21 protein-coding genes are annotated in these 22,141 nt (G+C 59.1%); 3 read left to right on the forward strand and 18 right to left on the reverse strand.

What is annotated here, in order from left to right:
• Positions 1 to 208: 208 nt before the first annotated feature.
• From ACN1C3_RS28745 to ACN1C3_RS28790, 10 genes are all read right to left on the reverse strand, one after another.
• Positions 209 to 841 carry an NADH:ubiquinone oxidoreductase subunit N gene (locus ACN1C3_RS28745; protein WP_419119099.1) on the reverse strand — a complete coding sequence of 211 codons (633 nt, stop codon included), beginning with the start codon at positions 839 to 841 and terminating at the stop codon, positions 209 to 211.
• 92 nt (positions 842 to 933) lie between these two features.
• The gene (locus ACN1C3_RS28750) at positions 934 to 2,382 is read right to left on the reverse strand and encodes an efflux transporter outer membrane subunit (protein ID WP_419119100.1); all 1,449 of its coding nucleotides are present in this window, start codon (positions 2,380 to 2,382) and stop codon (positions 934 to 936) included.
• Complete coding sequence (locus ACN1C3_RS28755; RefSeq protein WP_419119101.1) at positions 2,379 to 3,269, reverse strand: efflux RND transporter periplasmic adaptor subunit; 891 nt, start codon at positions 3,267 to 3,269, stop codon at positions 2,379 to 2,381. The genes ACN1C3_RS28750 and ACN1C3_RS28755 overlap by 4 nt, the downstream gene beginning before the upstream one ends.
• Positions 3,266 to 3,475, reverse strand: coding sequence for a DUF1656 domain-containing protein (locus ACN1C3_RS28760; protein ID WP_419119102.1), 210 nt, complete (start codon positions 3,473 to 3,475; stop codon positions 3,266 to 3,268). Before ACN1C3_RS28760 ends, ACN1C3_RS28755 begins: the two co-directional genes overlap by 4 nt.
• Positions 3,472 to 5,559 carry an FUSC family protein gene (locus ACN1C3_RS28765; protein WP_419119103.1) on the reverse strand — a complete coding sequence of 696 codons (2,088 nt, stop codon included), beginning with the start codon at positions 5,557 to 5,559 and terminating at the stop codon, positions 3,472 to 3,474. Before ACN1C3_RS28765 ends, ACN1C3_RS28760 begins: the two co-directional genes overlap by 4 nt.
• Positions 5,556 to 5,984, reverse strand: a complete 429-nt coding sequence (locus ACN1C3_RS28770) for a MarR family winged helix-turn-helix transcriptional regulator (RefSeq protein ID WP_419119104.1) — start codon at positions 5,982 to 5,984, stop codon at positions 5,556 to 5,558. The genes ACN1C3_RS28765 and ACN1C3_RS28770 overlap by 4 nt, the downstream gene beginning before the upstream one ends.
• A 688-nt stretch (positions 5,985 to 6,672) precedes the next feature.
• Positions 6,673 to 6,951 carry a hypothetical protein gene (locus ACN1C3_RS28775; protein WP_419119105.1) on the reverse strand — a complete coding sequence of 93 codons (279 nt, stop codon included), beginning with the start codon at positions 6,949 to 6,951 and terminating at the stop codon, positions 6,673 to 6,675.
• A 351-nt stretch (positions 6,952 to 7,302) separates the two neighbouring features.
• Positions 7,303 to 8,772 carry a Fic family protein gene (locus ACN1C3_RS28780; RefSeq protein ID WP_419119106.1) on the reverse strand — a complete coding sequence of 490 codons (1,470 nt, stop codon included), beginning with the start codon at positions 8,770 to 8,772 and terminating at the stop codon, positions 7,303 to 7,305.
• Between the two features lie 99 nt (positions 8,773 to 8,871).
• A complete protein-coding gene (locus ACN1C3_RS28785; protein WP_419119107.1) occupies positions 8,872 to 9,117 on the reverse strand; it encodes a DUF2789 domain-containing protein in 246 nt (81 codons plus the stop codon).
• Positions 9,118 to 9,218: 101 nt separating this feature from the next.
• On the reverse strand, positions 9,219 to 9,683 hold the full coding sequence (locus ACN1C3_RS28790; protein ID WP_419119108.1) for an aminoacyl-tRNA deacylase: 465 nt from the start codon (positions 9,681 to 9,683) through the stop codon (positions 9,219 to 9,221).
• A 234-nt stretch (positions 9,684 to 9,917) separates the two neighbouring features.
• On the opposite strand from ACN1C3_RS28790, the gene ACN1C3_RS28795 reads away from it, so the two are divergent.
• Complete coding sequence (locus ACN1C3_RS28795; protein ID WP_419119109.1) at positions 9,918 to 11,288, forward strand: NfeD family protein; 1,371 nt, start codon at positions 9,918 to 9,920, stop codon at positions 11,286 to 11,288.
• Positions 11,289 to 11,290: 2 nt separating this feature from the next.
• Positions 11,291 to 12,049, forward strand: coding sequence for a slipin family protein (locus ACN1C3_RS28800; RefSeq protein WP_419119110.1), 759 nt, complete (start codon positions 11,291 to 11,293; stop codon positions 12,047 to 12,049).
• Positions 12,050 to 12,060: 11 nt separating this feature from the next.
• On the opposite strand, the gene ACN1C3_RS28805 is transcribed toward ACN1C3_RS28800, so the two are convergent.
• The gene (locus ACN1C3_RS28805; RefSeq protein WP_419119111.1) at positions 12,061 to 13,683 is read right to left on the reverse strand and encodes a glycosyltransferase family 39 protein; all 1,623 of its coding nucleotides are present in this window, start codon (positions 13,681 to 13,683) and stop codon (positions 12,061 to 12,063) included.
• Positions 13,684 to 14,068: 385 nt separating this feature from the next.
• Between ACN1C3_RS28805 and ACN1C3_RS28810 the strand changes: the two genes are divergently transcribed.
• On the forward strand, positions 14,069 to 14,893 hold the full coding sequence (locus ACN1C3_RS28810; RefSeq protein ID WP_419119112.1) for an RHS repeat-associated core domain-containing protein: 825 nt from the start codon (positions 14,069 to 14,071) through the stop codon (positions 14,891 to 14,893).
• Between the two features lie 116 nt (positions 14,894 to 15,009).
• Here the strand turns inward: ACN1C3_RS28810 and ACN1C3_RS28815 are convergent, their stop codons facing one another.
• The 7 genes from ACN1C3_RS28815 to ACN1C3_RS28845 form a co-directional block, all read right to left on the reverse strand.
• On the reverse strand, positions 15,010 to 15,876 hold the full coding sequence (locus tag ACN1C3_RS28815; protein ID WP_419119113.1) for an ABC transporter permease: 867 nt from the start codon (positions 15,874 to 15,876) through the stop codon (positions 15,010 to 15,012).
• A gap of 20 nt (positions 15,877 to 15,896) precedes the next feature.
• The gene (locus ACN1C3_RS28820; protein ID WP_419119114.1) at positions 15,897 to 16,757 is read right to left on the reverse strand and encodes an ABC transporter ATP-binding protein; all 861 of its coding nucleotides are present in this window, start codon (positions 16,755 to 16,757) and stop codon (positions 15,897 to 15,899) included.
• A gap of 5 nt (positions 16,758 to 16,762) precedes the next feature.
• Positions 16,763 to 17,800: an ABC transporter substrate-binding protein gene (locus tag ACN1C3_RS28825; protein WP_419119115.1), complete on the reverse strand. Its 1,038-nt coding sequence runs from the start codon at positions 17,798 to 17,800 to the stop codon at positions 16,763 to 16,765.
• 24 nt (positions 17,801 to 17,824) lie between these two features.
• On the reverse strand, positions 17,825 to 18,721 hold the full coding sequence (locus ACN1C3_RS28830; RefSeq protein WP_419119116.1) for a TauD/TfdA dioxygenase family protein: 897 nt from the start codon (positions 18,719 to 18,721) through the stop codon (positions 17,825 to 17,827).
• A 197-nt stretch (positions 18,722 to 18,918) separates the two neighbouring features.
• Entirely contained in the window at positions 18,919 to 20,061 is a 1,143-nt protein-coding gene (locus tag ACN1C3_RS28835; protein WP_419119117.1) for an alginate O-acetyltransferase AlgX-related protein, read from the reverse strand.
• 11 nt (positions 20,062 to 20,072) lie between these two features.
• The gene (locus ACN1C3_RS28840) at positions 20,073 to 21,488 is read right to left on the reverse strand and encodes an MBOAT family O-acyltransferase (protein ID WP_419119118.1); all 1,416 of its coding nucleotides are present in this window, start codon (positions 21,486 to 21,488) and stop codon (positions 20,073 to 20,075) included.
• 18 nt (positions 21,489 to 21,506) lie between these two features.
• Entirely contained in the window at positions 21,507 to 22,139 is a 633-nt protein-coding gene (locus tag ACN1C3_RS28845; RefSeq protein ID WP_419119135.1) for a cell division protein FtsQ, read from the reverse strand.
• Between the last annotated feature and the right edge of the window lie 2 nt (positions 22,140 to 22,141).

The raw sequence follows: 22,141 nt of genomic DNA on the forward strand, positions 1-22,141 counted from the left end.
AGGATGTTTAATGCAAAGGTGGGTGATCTCTGAAGTTTCAAACTGACCGGAATCGTTGGAGATCATTCGACCGCCATCGCGAGCAAGCCCGCTCCCACACTAGATCTCTGGTGAGCACACTGTTTGTGGCCGCCGCAGATTAAGTGTGGGAGCGGGCTTGCTCGCGATGGGGGCGGTCCAGCCAGCACAAATCTAAATGGGTCTACCGTTACGAATACTGAACTTCAATCTCATCCAATTGATGATCAAAGCTCTTCAGCCTGGCGGTCCAGGTATAGACGAGCACTTCAAAGTCCCGATTGATCACCGCTCCGCTCGGTGATTCCGAGCGTGGGTCGCAGAAATCGAGTTGATAGCGTTCCCGGGCCATGGCCGTGGCGACATCAGCGAGTTCGCGGGCATTGCTCAGCCAGTGCCGGCCATCGGCTATTTGCTTGTCGAGGACCAGGCATTGGTGTTTCAGGGCTTCAAGACTCTTTTCCAGCGGTGTGCCCGTGAGTTCGCCCATGACTTCCTGGAAGGTCCGTCCCGGTTGCCAGTAACTGCCCCAGAAGTAACGATCAAACACCGTTTCGACCCGGCGCAGCGCAACCTTGGTGTCCCAGATCAGCACCAGGGTTTTGCCTTGTTCGAGCTGTTTTTTCTTGACCTTCTGGCCCTGAAACGAAGCCCAGGCGACGACCACGATCGATAGCACGGCGATCAGCGCGCTGGCGCTGTCAAGAAACAGCAGCGCCTTGTCGATCTGATGGGCCAGCATGATGCCGTAGAAATAGGTAGCAGAGAGCAACACCACCGCAACGATGGCGCACCAGAAGCCGGGAGCATAAGGGTTTTTCATTACTCGAATCCCCATGACCAACGCGAGCCTTGATCCGCGGACGGGCGCAAACAGCTGCGCGCCACCCAACTGATCAAAGCATAGCAACGGCCTCAGGGTTTCGCGTGCTCAGAACCTTGCGTTCGTCCGCTTTCCCAACCACCGCCCAGCGCCAGGAACAAATCGATCTGACTCATGGCAACCTGAGTGTTGGCCGAAGCCAGCTGCGCGCGCACATCGGTGTAGGTCCGGGTCGCCTGCAGGTCAGCCAGGAACGACGCCCGACCGGCCTGGAAGAAGCGGTGTGTCTGGTCCGCCGCCAGTTGCGCCGACTGCTCGGCATCGGCCAGGGCATCGCGGCGCTGCAACTGCGCGGAATACTGCGCCAGACCGGTCTGGGTTTCGCGAATGGCGTTGAGCACCACCCCGTCGAAATGCGCCAGTGCGCCCTGGGTCGACGCTTCGGCTTCACGAATCCGCGCGCGGGAGCCGTTGGACGGTACGGTCCAGCTCAACAACGGGCCAAAACCCCAACGGTTGGTCGCCGGTTTACCGAGGTTTTCCAGAAGGCCGACGGTGCCGACGGTCGCGCCGATGCTGATGTCCGGGTACAGCTCGCCAGTGGCAATGCCGATCCCGGCAGTCGCAGCGGCCAGCCGACGTTCGGCCTGACGCACATCTGGCCGACGCTTGAGCAACGTCGCGCCGTCACCCACCGGTAACAATTGCGCAATGTGCGGCAGCTCAGCGCAGGTGTTAGTGCCGGAGGGCAGTTGCTCAACCGGTTTGGCCAGCAACATCGACAAACGGAAGAGTCCGGCCTGACGAGCGGCCTCATAGCGAGGGAGTTCGGCGCGCAGGGATTTGAATTGGGTTTGCGAACGGGTGACCTGGGTTTCGTCACCGCGCCCGGCGTCCCGCAAGCGCTGGGTGAGCGTGGTGCTCTGGGCTTGCAAGTCCAGCGAATGCTCGGCGATTTCACGTTCCTCATTGGCTGCGCAGACTTGTGTGTAAGCGCGCACCACATCCGCCACCAAGGTAATCCGTGCCGTGTCCGCCGCCGCCTGGGTGGCATCGGCGTTGGCCTTGGCCGCTTCGATCCCGCGCTGCAAAGTGCCGAACAAGTCGAATTGATAAGACGTCGTGATCCCAATGTCGCCGACATTGGCCACCGGCACTTTATCGGCCAGCAAAAACGCTTCACCGGACTCCTGCAAACGCTGCGCGCCCATCTTCACCCCACCGCTCCAGCCACCGGCCGACTGAGCTTCGTCGACTTGAGCGCGAGCCCGGGACAGGTTGGCCGCCGCCACGCGCAAATCGGTATTGGACGCCATGGCCTGACGCACCAGCTCATCCAGACGCGGGTCCTGATACAACCGCCACCAATCGCTCGGCACCGGCGCCGAGACCACGTTGTTGCTCTGCCCGGCCAGCTCGCCTTGCAAGTCTTCGCGGTGCACGGCGGCGTTGTCCGGCAGGTGATAATCCGGCCCGACGACCTGACAGGCTGAAAGCAGCAGGCCAAGCCCGGCCGCTGCCAAACGGGCGGCCGTGTTCATTGCGTAGGCTCCTGCTCGGGCTTGTCACCCATTATCGAAACAGTGGCGGTCCGCCCGGCGATCATGCGGAAGTCTTCCGGCACTTCGTCGAAGGCGATCCGCACCGGAATCCGTTGCGCCAGCCGCACCCAGCTGAACGCCGGGTTGACGTTGGGCAACAGGTTCGAGCCGCTGCTGCGGTCGCGGTCTTCGATACCGGCGACGATGCTTTCGACATGCCCGCGCAGCCGCGCCTTGTCGCCGATCACCCGGATGTCGACGCTTTGGCCGACATGAATGCCGTCCAGTTTGGTCTCTTCGAAATAGCCGTCGATGTGGAAGGAATTGCTGTCCACCACCGACAACACGGGCCGACCGGCCGTGACGAATTCCTGGGTTCGCGGCGCGCGGTCGTTGACGTAGCCGTCCACCGGGCTGCGGATCACCGAGCGGTCGAGGTTCAGTTGAGCGCTGTCCACCGTCACCTGCGCCTCGGCCAACGCCGATTGGGCGCGGGCGACGCGGGACTGGCTTTCTTCCAGTTGCTCGCGGGGCACCAGATTGCCGAGGCCACTGTTGCGTTTGGCCTCGCGCTGGGCCTGAGCAAGGGTTTCCTGACGGTCGGCGACAGCGGCTTTGGCTTGACGCAACGCCAGTTTGAAACGGTCCTGATCGATGCTGAACAGCACCTGACCGCGCGTCACCAGCTGGTTGTCGCGTACTTGTACCTGCTGGATCAGACCCGATACGTCCGGGGCGATCTGCACGACATCGGCACGGATGTGTCCGTCCCGGGTCCACGGCGCAAACATGTAATACATCACCATGCGCCAGACCACGACGCAGGCGAAGGTCACCACCAGCAGGGTCAGAACCACGCGACCGAGGGTCAATAAAGGTTTTTTCATGTCATCAGGTATCGACTGAGTGAGTCCACGGCGCCGAGCAGCAAGGCGTAGAGACCCACGTTGAACAATGCCCGGTGCCAGACCAGACGATAAAAGTGCAAGCGCGTCAGCACCCCGTGCACCACCAGGTACAACACATATGTAATGCCCATCAGCACCAGCAGCGTGGGCAGGAACACCCCGCTGATGTCCAGATCACCGATCATAGAGGCGCTCCATCGATGCCATGGGGAAGCGGTTCTTCGAGGTCGCCAGCGCCGAGAAATTCGACGCCCGGCAACAACGCCAGACGCAAACCACTCAGCGCGTGCAACAGATGCAGGCGGGTTTCGCCATCGCTTTGAACGCCTTGGCTGTTCAGCGCGCGACGTGTTCGATCAAGCGTCATCAACAGCGGGCTCGGCGCAGGCAACCGCTCGTCAGTCTTCAGGCACGCCTTGAAGTACTCGCCGACCTCGGCCACCACTTGGCGCACCAGGGCCTGCGGCAGGCCCGACACCCTCGGCAAGTAAGCCAGCAAGTCCAGCAGATTTAGCGCCACCCGCACTTCACGCAGGGCGATGCCTGTGTCCTGACCGGTCATCGCCAGTCGGGGCAAGTGCTGCATCAGTCGGTCGAGCACCTGTACGCCCATGTGTCGGTGCTCGTTCAGGGTCGCAGGCTCAGTCAGGCTGACAATTTCCCGCCAGTTGAAGCGGGTCAGGCGTTTGGCCGCCAGTTCCGAGCCAAATGGCCGGGCGATCAGGGTCCAGACGAACGCGAACAGCAGCCCGATAGGGCCGGCCAGATTGGAATTGGCAAAGCTCAGGAAATCCGCGTCGTAAGCGCCCTGGATGCTGATAAACGATGAGGTGTTGACGATGGTCAGCAGCATGCCGAGGTAAAAACGCGGCTGCACGGTGAGGGTGCCGACACAGATAAAGGGCACGGCGAACGCCAGCACCAGCATCGGGAAGTCATGCAGGTTCGGCAGGATCAAAAACAGGTAGAGGCTGGCGAACAGCACCGACATCGCGGTCCAGAAAAAGAACCGGTAAATCTGCGGCGCCGGGTCGTCCATCGAGGCGAAAAAGCTACAGGCCACCGCCGCCAGAATCACCGCGCTACCGCCGTCGGTCCAGCCCAGCAGCATCCACAGCACCGAAGCAACAATGATCGCAATGATGGTCGACGCAACCGAATACAGCATCAGCCCACGGTCGAGAAACGGCGTCAATCGACCCAGGCGCCAGTGACGATAGACCGCGCGCCAAATGTCCTGGCTTTCGCATTGAATCGCCCGCTGCAGGCTGCGGCAGTCTTGCCACAAATCGATCCATTCGCCGAGGCGGTACAGGGCGTTGGAAAACAGCAACTGGCGGCGATCGTCCAGCGCATCAAAGCTCGGTTGCAGGGCTTCAAGTTGACTGCGCATTGCCTGCCAGCGCTCGACCGACGCGTCTTTGGCGGTGCTGGCGAGCCACTCATTGGCCGCGCTCAAAAGCGGCGCGAACTTATCCACAAGTTCCGGTGTGCGCCGCTCCAGCGCGTACAACGCATCGTCCAGTTCATCCACCACTGTCAGCAGGTGAATCATCCGGCCCCGCAGTTTCTGGGTGTTGCGCACCGTTTGCGGCAGCGCGCCCTCGTGGGGCAACTGGCCGATCATCAACTCCAGGCTGTTGAAGGTCGCGACCATCGAGGCGCGCAATGCGCTGACTTCCTCAGGCTGCACGTTACGGTTCAGAAAGCGCTGGCTGTAGGTCGCCGCATCGGCAAACCACTTGCCCGTCGATTCAACGAACACCGGCGCCAGGCGCCGTGGCCAGAACAGACTGCCGATCACCGCCGCGCAGACAATGCCGAGGAAAATCTCTTCGGTACGCGCCTCGGCCACATCCCACACCGCCAGCGGGTTATCCACCACCGGCAGGGCAATCAGCGGCAAGGTGTAACCGGCGAGCATTAGTGCGTAGCTGTTGGCGGTGCGCAGGTGCAACGAAAGAAACAGCAGAATGCCGGTCCACAGGGCAATCACCACCGCCAGCAGCAGCGGCGTCTGCACAAACATCGGCACAAAAAACACCGCCGCCGCGGCACCTAAAAACGTGCCGACGGCGCGATACAACGCCTTGGAACTGGTGGGGCCAACGAAGGGGCTGGAAACGATATACACCGTGGCCATCGCCCAATACGGGCGCGGCATCTGCATCAACATGGCGATGTACAGTGCGGTCATCGACGCAGCGAAGGTACGCACACCATAAAACCAGTCCCGCGCGGGTGGCATGCCGGTAAAAAATCCGTTCACGAAGTCGTCACCGGTAAATGCGTGGCCGACTCAAACGCGCGGATCACCCGCAATGCGGCCTCAAGATCCGCCAGCTCGATGCCTTCAAGCACCTCGCGGCGCAAGCGCACCAGCTCGGCTTCGACCGCCTGCACCAGTTCGCGACCGCTCTGGGTCAGGCTCAAGCATTTGGCGCGACGGTCATGGGCATCTTCTGTGCGGCACACGTAGCCGGCTTTGCACAACTGATCGAGCAGACGGACAAGAGACGGGCTCTCCATCCCCGCCGCGTGCGCCACCGTCACCTGCCGCACACCCTCGCCCAAGCGCCCGATCATCAACAACGGGACGGCGCAGGCTTCGGAGACTCCATAGTTGACCAGCGTGGTCTGACAGATCCGCCGCCAATGCCGCGAAGCGACCACCATGCCACTGCTGATATTCATCTGGAGAGTGTCGAGATTGTTGAGCAAAGGGAAATTCGCACACTGTTAGTTTGCTAACTATCAATATGGCATTGACGGGTAAATTCAGTCAAGTTTTGAAACACATTGGTAAAGCGGACCGACCTATCGTTCCCACGCTCTGCGTGGGAATGCAGCCCGTGACGCTCCGCGTCACTGCCGAAGCGGACGCAGAGCGTCCAGTGAGGCATTCCCACGCAGAGCGTGGGAACGATCATGCTCTCGCGTTACCGAAAACATCTATAGGGTTCAGGGACCAAATGAAGAGACCAGCGATGTCGAAACGACCTGCTACAACAATGCCGTCCGAGGACACGCGGGACTGGAGGGATTCCATCCAATACGTTGAGTTTCTGCAGAACAAAGTCGAAGCGGCCCGTGCGTCAATACATAGAGGGCAAGGCCAATCCAATGATGAGGTCGAGGCTGAGTACGCAGCTCGACGGGCTCAGGCTTTAGACCGTTCAGTGTGCTTCAGAGCGACCTAAAATCGCCGTCAGCGTGGGAACCATCAGTTCAGTGAGCAACCGCAGCGATCGAGCATGGCTCCAGACCATTCGCGGGCAAGCCCGCTCCCACAGGAACTGCGCGATCCTTGTGGGAGCGGGCTTGCCCGCGAAGACGAACTAACGGTCGACAGCCCTATCCGCCAAAATCCGAGAACGAAAGATCAAGTCGCTTTCAGTGCTTGGGCGGTCAAGCGATGCTGCACTTCTTCCATCATGTCCAGACCATCACGCAACGACACAAACGCCGCGTTGATGAAGCGATAAAGATCCTGATCGTCGATATCGCGAATGGTGACTGAGGTGAGGGTTTCCAGCAGATCGGTGCCAATGCGCACACGGCTACAGGCGGTTTCGTGCAGAAGATGGGTCGCCGCGAGGGTGTTGAAGGCTAGAACAGAGGCGGCGGTGGGATTGGATGTCAGGGGGCGGTATGGAGTCATGGGATATCTCTCAAAGGTCGTGTTTTGGAGCCTCCATTCATCGTCGCCAAACGAAAAAGGGTGGCAGCTGTACGCAGGTTGGCGAACCGGTCACGACCCAACCCGGCAGACCCGAAGGTCTCCCGCGCACAGCCGCCATAAAACATCTCGCCAACCAAAAAGTGGAGGCAAGAGAGTTCTGGGCGCTGAAGCGCAAGGTTGTGACTAGGATCGCCAAATCCTGTCGCCGATGTGCGGCGACGGGGCGAACTATAGGGGGGATGGTTCAGGGTGTGCAACCAAACGGGCTGGCCGCTTACTTTTCTTAGCGTTTTTTAGCCTATTCGTACACAGCGCTACGTTCGCGCTTACCTAAATCAACACCTTCCCTGCCTCCGCCTCAATAAACTCAAAAACCTCCTCCGGCACGCTGTACTGAAACTGCTTGCGCCGATTCCTGGAGACCTTTCCTTCGTTGTCCAGGCACATCATCACCAGCCTGGACAGGTCGCTGCCACGCACGTCAAAGCGCTGGTTGACGGCTTTGACCACGCGGTCATAGCGGCCAAGGAATTCAGTTTCTTCGCGTAGCTCTACTTCTAGGGCGCGGCGGGCCATTTGCAGGGTGAATTCGACGCAGCGAGTGGCGTCCCAAAAGCGGTAGATCGACGGATGGCCGATGAACTCACAGGCCATTTTTTCCGCGTCCAGCCAAGTGACGTTCCAGAACTCACGAGCAGGCAGGGAGAAGTCCTTCAAGGCGGCCAGATAGCTTTGTTCTTCGTGTTTCATGGCGACTGAGACGGGCAGGAGCAACCCGTTCTCAAGTGCACCGGAATGGCAAAGTGTCTGGTGGATCAAAAATCGAGAGAGTCGGCCGTTGCCATCCATGAACGGATGAAGGAAGACGAAACCAAAGGCCGTCACAGCCGCGGCAACCAATGGATCGATCTGTCGCGAAGCCTGATTGGCGAAAGTCATCAGTTCTTGCATCAATTCGCGGCACAGGTCCGGCGCGGGTGGCACATAGCTCACACCGGCAGCGCCTCGCAGGCCGTTGTGCAGATGATTTTGCTCGTGTCGAAACATCACGGCTTTGTCGAAGGGATTGGAGACCGTGCTGTTTTGCAACTCGACCAGATAGTCTTCGCTCAGCTCGCGACCTTCATGGGCCTGGCGTAGCAATTGAACGAAGCGTCGGGATTTTTCTTCGCTGGGCTCTTCCTTCTCGATAGCGAAGGAGTCACGAGTTTCGTGGAGATAGGCCCAGTTGATGGCGCGGTCCATCATCTCCGGGGGCAAGGTCGCCATAAAGGCTTTGGCCCGGCCGAGAATGTTTAGGCTGAGCAAGGTTTCGAGTTCTGGGGTACGTTCCACGGTGGCGCAATAGTTAAGGGACCCAAGGCCGTTGAACTCGATTCGCCAGCGTGCGTTTCGAACCGTGGGGCCCGTTACATATCGCTTCGGGTCGAACAATGGAGAGAAACGGCTATTCACCGGGACTTCATAGTCAAGCCGCCGCGCAGTCAAACTCTCCCAGAGAAAACAGGCCTTGCGTATGAAGACGCCGTTGGGCGCCTTCGCTAACTCTTGAAGTAGCTGTTCGGCAGAAATCACCTGAAGCGACTGAGCCAGGATGCTAAGGTTGACGCCCTCATGTTTGAGCGCGAAGAGGATGTGATCGAGAACAGAATCGTTGGCAGGCGCTACTGACTGTGGAACCGCCAAACAATCGCCAATCATCGAAATGCGAGTGACCGGTTTGATCATCGCCAAGCGTGTTGGCGCAATGGCTTTGAGTCCTAGGGCATCATGTAGGTAGGCATATCCAACCAAAGGCATTGCGCGCGTCCACAGAAAAAGTTCACAAACGCGATTAAAGCCCAGATTTTTTCAACGCTCACCAGATTTTTGTATATTTCGGCGATTCCCTTCAGATTTTTACACCCCCCGCCCCTTCCTCATCAGCACATCCAGTTGATCCACCACCTCTGCCCAATCGGCGTCGTCCAGAACTTCATCACGCAGAAAATCCGCCTGGCATTTGGTCCAGAAGAAGGCGTCGGCCAGGTGCAGTTCGGGTTTGAGCGGTGAGTGGGTGGCGATGAATTGGTCGATGCTGACGGGGTCATCGGGCAGGCCGAGTTGTTTGAACAGGGATGGCAGGCTGTGGGTGGGTGATTCCATGGGGGACTCCCGGGTTTCTGGTTGGAGGGGTCAGTGATTAAACGATCGCGGGCAAGGAATGAGCTTGCCCGCGAAGATTGCGCAACGATCACTGCCAATCATCATGAATGACTCACCTCGCACACTTCGGCATGGGGCACCATTTTCAGGTACTGGTCCATGCTCAGGTGGACAAGGTTGTTGTGGTTGCCGGCCTCAAGGTAGATGTCTTTCTGGCGGGTCAGCATTGGGTCGATGATCATGTCCATGCCATAGGATTCGCCCAGAGCAGGCACAGCGCCACGTTCACAGTCGTTGAACAGGTGAGCCAGCGTGCTTTCGCGGGTAATTTGCCATTCGCTGCTGCCACGGACTTTGGTCAGGTCCAGATGGCGGCTGGCGGGCAGGACGGCCATCAAGTAGTGGCCGTGGTGGTCGTCGAGGATGACTGATTTCGCCACGCGCTCAGCGGGGATGCCCGCCACCCTGGCGGTTTCCAGGCTGCTCGCCGAGTGTGGATGAGTCACGACGTCATAATCGCATTTGGCCTGTTCCAGGCTCAAATGCACGGTTCTTGCCATACGCATGATGCACCTCGGTGTCCTGAGCAACTGCTTGCGGACGATGGGTAAACAACTTGATTCCACTTTAAGAGTCTAGGCCGTGCACCGGGTACCAACCACCCTTCATCCCGACAAACTGCTGACCGGTTTGCCGACATAACTGATCAAAATTCGCTCAGCCCATTGCTCAACTAAACTCCAGTTCAAAGCCGACGAAAGGATGACGGCCCCTGATGCATGACTCTCCGGGAGGGTCATATGAACAAACGTGTATGGCGGGCAATGTGGCTGTGGTTGCTGATCGGGTTACCGACCGGGCAGGCGTGGGCTGTGGACCCGGTGGTGGTGCTCACGGTGAACGATGTGATCAACCCGGCCAGCGCCGACTATGTGGTGCGTGGTTTGAACAAGGCCGTCGATGAACACGCGCAATTGGTCGTGCTGGGCATCGACACGCCGGGAGGGCTGGACACTTCAATGCGAGCGATCATCAAGGCGATCCTCGCCAGCCCCGTGCCAGTGGCCAGTTTCGTCGCCCCCAGCGGCGCCCGTGCCGCCAGCGCCGGGACTTATATTCTCTATGCCAGCCATATCGCCGCCATGGCGCCGGGCACCAACCTGGGTGCTGCGACACCGGTGCAAATCGGTGGCCTGCCCGGGCAGCCAAACCCACCGGCGGCGCCACGCACCGACAAGAATCCAGAGCCCGAAGCCACCACCGACACCCTGACCCACAAACAGATCAATGATGCCGCCGCCTATATCCGTGGCCTGGCGCAATTGCGCGGGCGCAACGTTGACTGGGCCGAGCAGGCGGTGCGTGAGGCCGTCAGTCTGTCGGCTCAGGAAGCGCTGAAGCTCAAGGTGGTCGATTACGTAGCAGACGACCTGAACGGTCTGCTCAAACAGCTCGATGGCAAGACCTTTAGCGTCGCCGGGCAGGAGGTGCAGCTGCATACCTTCGGCGCCGCGGTGATCAACCATGACCCGGACTGGCGCACGCAACTGCTGTCGGTGATCGCCCATCCCAGCGTGGCGTTGATTCTGATGATGATCGGCATCTATGGCCTGTTTTTTGAGTTCATGAGCCCGGGCTCCGGTATCAGCGGCGTGCTGGGCGGGATCTGCCTGCTGCTCGGCTTGTATGCACTGCAGTTATTGCCGGTGAATTACGCCGGGGTTGCGCTGATTTTGCTGGGTGTCGCGTTCATGGTGGCTGAAGCCTTTTTGCCGACGTTCGGTGTGATCGGTTTCGGCGGGATTGCTGCTTTTGTGGTGGGTGCGGTGATTCTGATGGACACCGATGTGCCGGGTTATGGCATTCCGCTGCCGTTGATCTTCGTCCTGGCCGTGTTCAGTTCAGTGCTGTTCGTGGCACTGGCGGGCATGGCAATCAGGGCGCGACGGCGAAAACTCGTTAGCGGCGATGCCGGGCTTGTGGGCAGCATTACGCCCGTGACCGCCGTGCAACCCGGCAACCCATGCAACGGCTGGGTGCAGCTGCAAGGGGAAAACTGGCAAGTGCTGAGTCCGATGCCACTGCGACCCGGACAACGGGTGCAGGTGGTGGCGCGTAAAGGCCTGCTACTGGAAGTGACTGCGGCGCAGGCTGCGCCTCGAGGAGAATGATTATGGGTCTGGAATTGGGTTTTGGCGCGCTCATCGCGCTGTTGATTCTGTTGGCCGCGTCAACCTTTCGCATCCTGCGTGAATATGAGCGCGGGGTGGTGTTCCAGCTTGGACGCTTCTGGCAGGTCAAAGGCCCAGGGCTGATTCTGTTGATTCCGATGGTCCAGCAAATGGTCCGGGTGGACCTGCGCACCGTGGTGCTCGACATACCGCCGCAAGACGTGATCACCCGCGATAACGTCTCGGTGAAGGTCAATGCGGTGCTGTACTTCCGGGTACTCGACCCGCAGAAGGCGATCATCCAGGTCGAAGACTTCCTCATGGCCACCAGCCAGCTGGCGCAAACCACCTTGCGGGCGGTACTGGGTAAACATGAATTGGACGAACTGCTGGCCGAACGCGAACGCCTGAACACCGATGTCCAGCAAGTGCTCGATGCCCAGACCGATGCCTGGGGGATCAAGGTAGCCAACGTCGAGATCAAGCACGTCGACCTCAATGAATCGATGATCCGTGCCATCGCCAAACAAGCCGAAGCCGAACGGGAACGTCGGGCCAAGGTGATCCACGCCGAAGGCGAATTACAGGCCTCGGAAAAACTGATGCAAGCCGCCGAAATGCTCGGCCGCCAGCCAGGCGCGATGCAGCTGCGCTACATGCAGACCCTGGGTGCGATTGCCGGTGACAAAACCTCGACCATCGTCTTTCCGCTGCCAATCGAGTTGCTGAAAGGCATGGCGGATTTGTCGTCGAAGGGGTGACGGGACAACGATCAATATCCCGTTCCCCGCGCGCTCTGTAGCCGCTGTGCAGGGCTGGCCATGACAAACAGCCGCGCTTTGGCATTACCCGCCTCGAATTCGCTGAGTTTCTGCCACGCGCTGGGCAGCGGTGCGAATTCATCCGGCTGATCGCCGGTGCTGATCAACCACACCCGCCCCGTTCCTCTGGGCAACGTTCCCAGATGGTCGAGATAAAGCGTGTCGGCCTCTTGATCGACCAAGGTTCCAAAGCCATAACTGTTCGGCCGGCTGGAAGTGCCGTCGGACAACGGCGGCGTGTAGAGCAGCGGCTGGGCGTCGGTCCGGTTGTAATAGACGTAGCTCATATACCAGAGCATGTCGCTGATGACGATGCGATCGCCCGCGACATAGTGCCGGTTCACATAATCGACCATGACGCTGACTTGATCATTCACGTCGACGGTGGAGTTGACGTTTAAACCGACCAGTTCTGCGCCTACAAACACCGTGAGCACAGTGATCGCCAGCACCCGAAAACGCTTTTGCAGGCGGTCGATGGCAACCGCAAACACCATCGGCAGACCCAGCGCATATGCGGTCAAGTAACGCTCGATGAAGACCGGCGTAATGAACGACACCGCGAACACCAGCAGCAGCGGAAGTGCGGTGTAAATCACCAGCAAAACATCAAACTTATAGGGCGTTCGGGCACTCCAGGCCGTCATGCCGGCGACGATCAGCGCCAGCAGTGGCATCGAGGCGAACAACGCCCATGGCAGGGTATCCGCCTCGTCCTGGATCAAATACAACCAGATCATCGTTGGTAACGAAGAGAGCGTGACCGGTGTTTCCCAGCCCACATCACCGCCAGCTTTCAACTGATCGATGTGCTGAATCAAGTCGACCAGGCCGGGAACCCACGGCAGATACAGCACAACGATCGCGACGTTGGCGAGCCACCAGTCCGGGCGGGTGATATGCCGACACGGGTTCGACGGCTGCAAACGGATCACCAGCAGATACAACCAATGGGAAAGCACGCAGAGGGCGGTGAAGTAATGGGTATAAAACCCGGCCGTCATCAACAGGACATAGAACACCAGATAGCGCTGACGCTGCGGTTGTTTTACCCAATACACCAACGCGATGGTCGCACCGATCAACCAGACGCCCAACAGCGCATACATGCGCACTTCCTGGCTGTAGCGGACCGCCGTAGGCAGCAAGGCCAGCAGCACTCCGGCCAGCACCGCCGCACGCCGTGTGGCGACCAATTCCACCAGCCAGGCCCCCAGTGCCACGGTGGCGATACCGGGCAACGCGCTGAAGCTGCGGATCGAGAAGATCCCGTCGCCGAACAGCTCGATCCAGCCGTGCAGCATCAGGAAGTACAGCGGCGGATGCACATCATGGGCGGCGTGGAACCAGATCCCGGCCAATGAATACTGGCTTAACAATAAGCTGGAGCCTTCGTCGCCCCAGATCGCTGCTGCGGTCAAATCATAAAATCGCGTGAATGCCGCCAGTACCAGAATCGGCAACAGCCAGTGTTCACGACCCCACTGAATCAAACGCCGCACAACCTCTACCTGGCTGACCGCAAAGTGTTCGTCAGGCTTGTCGCCAAGCTCTGTGTTTCTGCGCACCTGCATTCATCCCCCCTACTACTACTGATGAAAATAGACGCCGCATACACCCTCTATGAGTGTTGAAACACCTGTAACTCTACGACAGGTCTCCATCGTCTGCGACGTCAAAAATTGCTGATCCGACCGGCCGCACGTAGCGTCTGCGCCAGCCCAATACACCCACGCATTATCAGGCATAAGCATAACCAGAGGGAGCTGCCGCAGGCTGCGATCTTTTAGGGCACGACCGATGTGCTGTTCATTGCGGTTCTGGAGGGAGTACTCACTGAAGACGCCAGCGTACGTCGGTCAAAACCCTAGCAGTTCTGCTAGTTCTCAACGTTGGGCTGAGCGCGTAAAACTGGAGGCCTGAACTCACACCGACCGTGTCACCAAGGAAGGCATCTTCATGGCCCATTCAATTGCTGATGACCACACCAATCCGACCCAGCAACGCACAGTCCTGTTGGCGACCGATAACAAAAAATCGGTGCTCGCCGAAGTCGTTGCCGGCAGAACCAACCGCATGGCTTATTCAGCCTACGGTCATCAGTCCGCCAAACAGGACGTCACCACGAGGCTGGGTTTCAACGGCGAATTGCGCGAGGCGCGGATCGGCTGGTATTTGCTGGGTAACGGCTACCGAACCTATAACCCGCGATTGATGCGTTTTCATAGCCCGGACAGTTGGAGCCCGTTTGGGCGGGGTGGGTTGAATGCGTATATGTATTGTGGCGGTGAGCCAGTTACAAACTCGGATCAAACGGGGCATTTTTTTCAAAAACTTAGCGTGTTTGTTGACGATGTATTCAAAGCAGTTGTGAGTAACAGCCAGCGTTCTGCGAGCGCATTTTCGGCAACCGTTTCTAAAAACGTCCAAACGGTAATTGCAAATGGTACTGGGGTTATAGACGCTCTAAAAGTTCCCCTCGATAGAAGAATGTTCAATGCCTTGGGAGCATCTCCGGATAACCTCCCGGAGCTCATGACGATCACAAGGACACAAACGAAATCGGGCAAGCTCCCGCAGAATGCTTGGCATTCAAACATGGACTCAAAAAAAACCAGCTCGTCCAGTTCAAGCAGCTCTTCAAGCAGTAGTAGCTACCCGAATAGCTCTTCGACTAGAGGTGCTACCTATGAGAAACCGAAATCGGCGCAGGAGACGATTAATAGTCAACCTCACGGCTATGCGAATAGGAGTTACGGCTCGAGCTCACAGAAAAAGAAGTGAGCCCATTGTCTGCCTTCAATGACCGGTGAGACCATTTTTGGCAGTCTAACTCAGCAACTTTACCCATCAAGGTATTTACCTTGATGGGTTATAGACTGCGCTCACCACCTACCCCCTCACCGCTGCATCCCCCACCGCTTCACCGTCACCCGCTCCAGCGTATCGAACACCAGATTTTCCACCAGCAACCCAATCAGAATCACCACCGCCAACCCGGCGAACACCTTGTCGGTGTACAGCTCATTGCGATTCTGAAAGATGTACCACCCCAATCCGCCCTTGCCGCTGGTGGCGCCGAACACCAATTCCGCCGCGATCAACGTGCGCCAGGCGAAGGCCCAGCCGATTTTCAGCCCAGCGAGGATCGACGGCAGCGCGGCCGGGATCAGGATGAACAGCACGAAGCGAATACCCTTGAGACCGTAATTACGGCCAGCCATGCGCAGGGTTTCCGAGACACCGAGAAATCCCGCGTAGGTATTCAAGGCCAGCGCCCAAAGCACCGAATGCACCAGCACGAAGATCAGGCTGTTCTGCCCCAACCCGAACCACAGCAGGGCCAGTGGCAACAGCGCAATCGCCGGCAACGGGTTGAACATCGAGGTCAGGGTGCTCAGGAGGTCGCGCCCGAACTGGGTCGAGACCGCCAAAGTGGTCAAGGCGAAGGCCAGGACGATGCCGATCACGTAGCCCTTGAGCAGCACCACCAGTGAAATACCAACCTTGCCCAGCAACTCGCCACTGAGCAGACCGTCGTACAGCGCGCTACTGGTTTGCAGGAAGCTGGGCAGCAGCAGGTCGTTGTTCTGATAGCGGGCGACCAACTCCCAGAGCACGGCCAGCAGGATCAGGATCAGGCTTTTGCGCAACCAACCTTGTTGCCAAAGACGTTGACCGAGGGGCAGTTCGCGCTCCAGCGGGACGGTCAGCAACGGCTGTAAAACAACTTCGTATTCCTGGCGTACGGGTGATGAATGGCTCATCAGGCGATCCTCTCAACGGCTCAATAAGCGATACGGATATCGGCGAAATTCAGTGCTTGCTCGGTTTCAGGCGTCTGACCTTCGTCGAACAACAGCCGATGAATACGCCGCGCCGAGTGCTGAAAAGCCACGCCACCGAGGCTGTGCAAGTCGTATTGATGACTGTGGATTTCTGCCCGCACGCGCCCCGGATGCGGTGACAGCAACAGAATCCGATTACCCACCACCAACGCCTCTTCGATGGAGTGAGTGACGAACAGCAAGGTGAAGCGCACCTCTTCCCAGAGCAGCAGCAACTCTTCCTGCATCTTGCGTCGGGTCAGGGCGTCGAGGGCCGCGAAGGGTTCGTCCATCAGCAGGATTTTCGGCTGCATGGCCAAGGCTCGGGCAATCGCTACGCGGGCCTTCATGCCGCCGGACAAGGTGTGCGGATAGGCATCGGCAAACGCCGCCAGACCGACCTTGTCCAGGTAGTGCAACGCCCGTTCTTCAGCCTCGCGGCGCTTGAGGGTTTTCGAGGCGAGCAGCGGGAACATGACGTTCTGTTTGACGGTTTTCCAGGGCGGTAGTTGATCGAATTCCTGGAACACCACGATCCGGTCCGGCCCAGGTGCGCTGACGGTTTGCCCTTGCAGACGGATCTGACCTTCACACGGTTGGATGAACCCGGCAACCGCCTTGAGCAGCGTCGACTTGCCGCAACCCGAAGGGCCAAGCAGGACAAAACGATCGGCAGGATCAATCTCGAAACTGACCTGGTGAGTCGCCCGAACGACGCGCTGCGGAGTGCGGTATTCCAGGCTGACGTTATCGACCGAAAGCAGCGCCGAGGCTGCTGCGATCAGGTTGCTGGCCGTGTGGCCTTGCAGGGGCGCGTTCATGTCTGTCAGCTCCCTTGCAGCGGTTTTGCATCCTGGAAGAAGTAGTCCTTCCACGACTCGGGCTTGTTTTTGATCGCGCCGACGCGGTAGAGGAATTCCGCCAACGGGTAGGTGTTTTTCGGTGTGACGCTGAATTCGAACTGTGGGTTGTCGATGATTTTCAGCAAGTCGGCGCGGTCGATTTTGGCCTTGGTCACGCGAATGTAAGTGTCGGCGGCCGCGCCTTTATCGTTCTGGGCGAACTCAGCAGCTTCGGTCAGGGCTTCGATGAAGGCTTTGTAGGTTTTCGGGTTCTCGTTACGGAATTTCTCAGTGGCGAACAGCACGGTGGGCGAGTTCGGGCCGAGCAGGTCGTAGGTGTTCAGCACCACATGCACGTTGGGGTTTTGCAGCGCCTGATCCTGGAAGGGCGGGTTTGAAAAATGCCCGGTCAGTTCGGTGCCGCCGGCGATCAACGCGGCGGTGGCGTCCGGGTGCGGAACGGCAATGGTGTACTTGTCCAGGCGATTGAACTCCTTGTCGCCCCACTGCTTGGCGGCGGCGTATTGCAGGAAGCGCGACTGCACCGAAACACCGACAGCAGGCACCGCGATACGGTCCTTCTCAGTGAAATCGGCGATGGTTTTGACCTTGGGATTATTGCTCACCAGGTAGTACGGAAAGTTGCCCAACGAGGCCACGGCTTTGACGTTTTGCTTGCCGTGGGTGCGGTCCCAGATGGTCAGCAACGGGCCGACGCCGGCTCCGGCAATGTCGATGGAACCTGAGAGCAACGCGTCGTTGACCGCCGCCCCGCCGGACAGCTGGGTCCAGTCGACCTTGATGTCGATGCCCTCTTCCTTGCCGTGTTTCTCGATCAGGTTTTGATCGCGCACCACGTTGAGCAACAGGTACACAATGCCGAATTGTTCGGCGATGCGGATCTCACCTTCGGCGTGGGCCACCGTCGGGGCGACGAGGCTACCGGCGAGCAGGCTGAATCCCAGACCGATGGCGGCTGCCAGCCGACCGATTCGCGGCACGATTTGAATAGGTGTGGACATGGTCATTCTCCGAAATACGGCCAATCAGAAAGGGGCGTCACCCTGGATGGTGGTGCGATAGAGCTTGCGTCGCAGATGACTCGGGCAACCGGCGGCGAGGTGGATCAGCGATCGGTTGTCCCAGAACACCAGGTCGTGGGGCTGCCATTGATGGCGGTAGATGTTTTCCGGCAGCACGCTGTGGGCATAGAGCTCAGCCAGCAGTTGCTGGCTTTCGTCGTCCGGCAAACCCACGATGCGGGTGGTGAAGCCTTCGCTGACGAACAGCACCTTGCGACCGTTTTCCGGATGGGTACGGACGATCGGATGCACCACTTCGTTGACCTGAGCGAGCTGCTCCGGGGTCAGGGTCGGGCGCCAGTTACCTTCGAATTTGGTTTCGCTGTAGCGCGCGGTGTAGGAGTGTGCGGCCAAGCGTCCTTCGACTGTTGTGCGCAGCGCTTGCGGCAGGTTGTCCCAGGCGTTGTGCATGTCGGCGAACAGGGTGTCGCCGCCTTCGGGGGGCAGCTCCTGGGCATGCAGCATCGAGCCCAGGCTCGGGAGTTCTTTGTAGGAGAGGTCGGAGTGCCAGAACTTGCCGGCGTCGCCCAGGCCGATGGATTGGCCGTTCTCGATGATGTTGGAAACGATGAGGATTTCCGGGTGGCCGGCCAGCAAAAACTGCTTGAGCACGTGGATCTGCAACACGCCGAAGCGACGGCTGAAGGCGATCTGTTGTTCGGGGCTGATGCGCTGGTCGCGGAACACCACCACGTGATAATCCAGATGTGCGCGGTGAATATGGGCGAAGTCCTGGTCATTGACCGGACGGGCCAGATCGAGACCGATGATTTCGGCACCCACGGCGCCGCTGAACGGACGGATTTCAAAGGATTGAGGCGCGATGCTCGCGGCAATCGCAGAGACAGACGATAAAGACATACATCACTCCCACGCAGAGCACGCCCAGTGGCGCGCGCGTCGATCAGAAACTCACGGAGGTCCCGTGTTCGTTCATTTCGTGCGGCGCGCCGATTGGTCGGCCTGTACGCAGGGGTTTGACTTTATAGATATAAGAACTGAAATTTAAATACCGTTAACGAATAACGATATTCAACATCACGTTTATGCCCGTGAGCTTATTTCCCCCAGACAATGAGGTCGGTGTAAGGCGTTTGCAGATCACGTTCGGGAATTTCCCAGACGATTAATTTCGGAGGGGTTTTCTTGAACGCCGGGTTGATGAAATAGGCGTTGGCCGCTCCTGAAAACTCGCCGCCGTCTTTGGCAAAATTCCCGATAGGGGCACCCAATGCCTGTTGCAGAAAGCCAGCGAAACTGGAGTTACGCGAGAACGACGTGCCAATCAGCGCCACATTCGGAAGATTGTCATCGCCGAACAGATCATCAAGGTTATCGTCGCTGCCTTGAGGGGCAACGGCACGCTCACGGATCTGGGTGGTGGCGACGATTTCCGGTGTCGGTTGCCAGGTCAGTGGCAGCCAATCGATACCGGCCAGCCGCACCAAATCACCGGGACGCCGGGTCGCATCTTCCGTATGGACGTCGAATGATTTCTGCGGCGATGCGGTGACACCCAGCGCCTGCACTCGTTGGGCAATCGCTTTTGCCGCCGCGCCAGCACCGCTTTCACTCCAATGCGTGTCGGTGCGCAGGTAAGCGGCAGCCCCCAGTGGCTGCAGGGTTGACGTCAGATCGATCGCGGCAACACCGGCTTTTTGCAAGGCATCGGTCCACCCCTGCACGCGCCCGTCCAGTGCGGCAGGGCGACGCAAGGCGCAGAGCTGATCGGTGACGATCCGGCTTTTATCCGGCACCACCGCCACCAACAGCTGAATGCCACGTTTGGCCAGACGTTGCTGAATATCGATCAATGCGTTGGCCTTGGTGTCGGCATTGGCCTGGGCATGGCGATTGAGCTTGAACTCGTCTGTCAGGAACAGCCAACCCGGGCAACCCGAGCGCACACGCGGCCCGGTGTCATGCAGCAACAGCCAGCTCGCGCCCCGCTCCAGATCAGCCGCCTGCTCAGGTAGCGTCGCTTTGGACAGCTGCTTGGCAAGCTTGTGGGTCACATCGCCTTCAAGCACCACCTGGCGCGTCAGATTGGGCGGCAGCATTTCGACTTTGCCGCTCAGCAGCAACCAACCGCAGGAAACAAACCCCGTCGCAATGAAAGCGACGAAGACAGCGCCCGCCACCTTGCTGATACGGGTGGTGAGTTCACTCGGCTGAGCCGGTGTGGGAGACGGAGGAGGCATTGGCGTCGTCATCAGAACTGAAAGTACAGAAAGGGCACGGCTTCGCGGCTTGCGATCAACGCGAACGAGAGCATGAAACCAGCCACGGGCCAAAGGGCAGCGACCGGGACGAAGATCCCGAGGCCTGCGAATTGTCGTTCATAACGGGTTTGCAGCAACGGGGCCAGAATGCACGCCACACCGAGCAGGGCCGCCAGGCCATGTACTGGACGCAGTGTCACGGCCAGCGCATCGCCCAACGCAAAATCGTGCAGGCCGAACTGTCCCGCGTACATGTTCATCGCCGAATGGAAATCCGGTGCACGGAACAGCGTCCACGCCAGGAACACGAACAATAGCGTCAGCGAATGCGACAACACTGCGGGCAGGCTCGGCATGTTCGAGCGTGCCCAGAGGCGGTCTATGCACAATGCGATGCCATGGGCCGAACCCCAGAGCAGATAATTCCAGCTGTCGCCGCCGTGCCACAGGCCAGCGATGGCCATGGTCAGGAACAGGTTGCGATAGGTCTTCCACACGCCCTTGCGGTTGCCGCCCAAGGCTATGTACAGGTAGTCGCGCAGCCAACTGGAAAGTGACAAATGCCAGCGCCGCCAGAAGTCCTGGATGCTGCTGGCCAGGTAAGGACGGTTGAAGTTTTCCGGAAAGTGAAAGCCCAGCATCAGACCCAGCCCGATGGCCATCGCACTGTAGCCAGCGAAGTCGAAAAACAGTTGCAGCGAATACGCCAGACAGCCAATCCAAGCGTCGACGAAGGAGGGGTTATCCAGATGGAACGCGACGTCCACCAGTGGTGACAGAGTGTCGGCCACCAGCACCTTCATGCACATGCCGATCATGAACCGACGCGCACCCAGAGAAAAATTCTGCCAGTTGAAATAGCGCTGAGTCAGTTCACGACGCACCCAGTCATAACGAATGATCGGGCCCGCAATGGAATGGCCAAACATCGAAATGTAAGTGGCGTAATTGATGAAGCTGCGTTCGACCGGCACGGTACGCCGATGCACATCCACGAGATAGGAAATGGCCTGCAGCACGATGAACGACAGACCGGCTGGCAAGGCCACCCGCTGCCACTCCAACGGCATCGCACCGTAGTAGGTGATCAGCTCACTCCAGGTCCCGACTAGAATGTTGGCGTACTTGTACCAACAGAGCACGGCCGTGTTGAACACGATCAGTACCATCAACAATCGGATCCGCCCACGCGAACCCTCCCGCACGGGATCGATCAGCAGGCCACCCACCCAGGCAACGATGCTCAGGACGATATGCAGCATCAGGAACAACGGGCTCAGCCAGCCATAGAACAGCCAGCTGCCCAGCAGCAATATGACGTTGCGCCCGCCCGCTGGGGCCAAGGCATAGACCAGCAGAAACGCTGGCAGAAACAACGACAGAAACTCGAGTGAGGCGAAGACCATGGCGACGGCAGGATCCGATCAGTGGGACAACGAGTCCGTGACGTTCAAAAGACGCGGTCCCGCTGCCGACGGCAACAGCAATACGCTGTAACGCTCGCCCGCTTTGAGCTCACCCAGGTCCAGCGCCGAACCGACATTGGCGTTGGCGCAGACCAGTTGCACCGACAGACTCACCGGGTTAATCGAGCGCCGTTGCAGCGTACCGTCCGGCACCGCTTTGAATAGATCCGCCGTGCGCCCGGCCGGACGCAGGCTGGCGTCGGCACAGGCTGGATCAAGGCTGAGGAAGGCCAGCGACGCCTTGAGGCCGTTGAAATCATCCGGCTGTTCACGCACGGTGACTTGCTTGAGTCCGTTAGTACCATCTGGCAGCGCCACCACCGTGGCGAACTCGCCCGGCTCTACCCTCAGCTCCAGCGGCAGGTTTTGCTGGCCACTGACCAACGTGCCCTTGATCGGACTGCTGGCCTGCACCGGGAAGAACAACGACACCGGCTTGGTCGCTTCAAGACGCAGCGGCGCCTGCCCTTCCTGGGCAATGACATCCAATGGCGCGGTGCTGGCGTTGACGAAGCGTATGAACGCCGAGTCTTCACTGGGGCCGGTGGGATAGAGCGAGATTTGCGCTGCTAAGGTGTTCAGGCTCGACATCA

This window comes from Pseudomonas sp. H11T01 (assembly GCF_048515765.1).
Taxonomy (GTDB): domain Bacteria; phylum Pseudomonadota; class Gammaproteobacteria; order Pseudomonadales; family Pseudomonadaceae; genus Aquipseudomonas.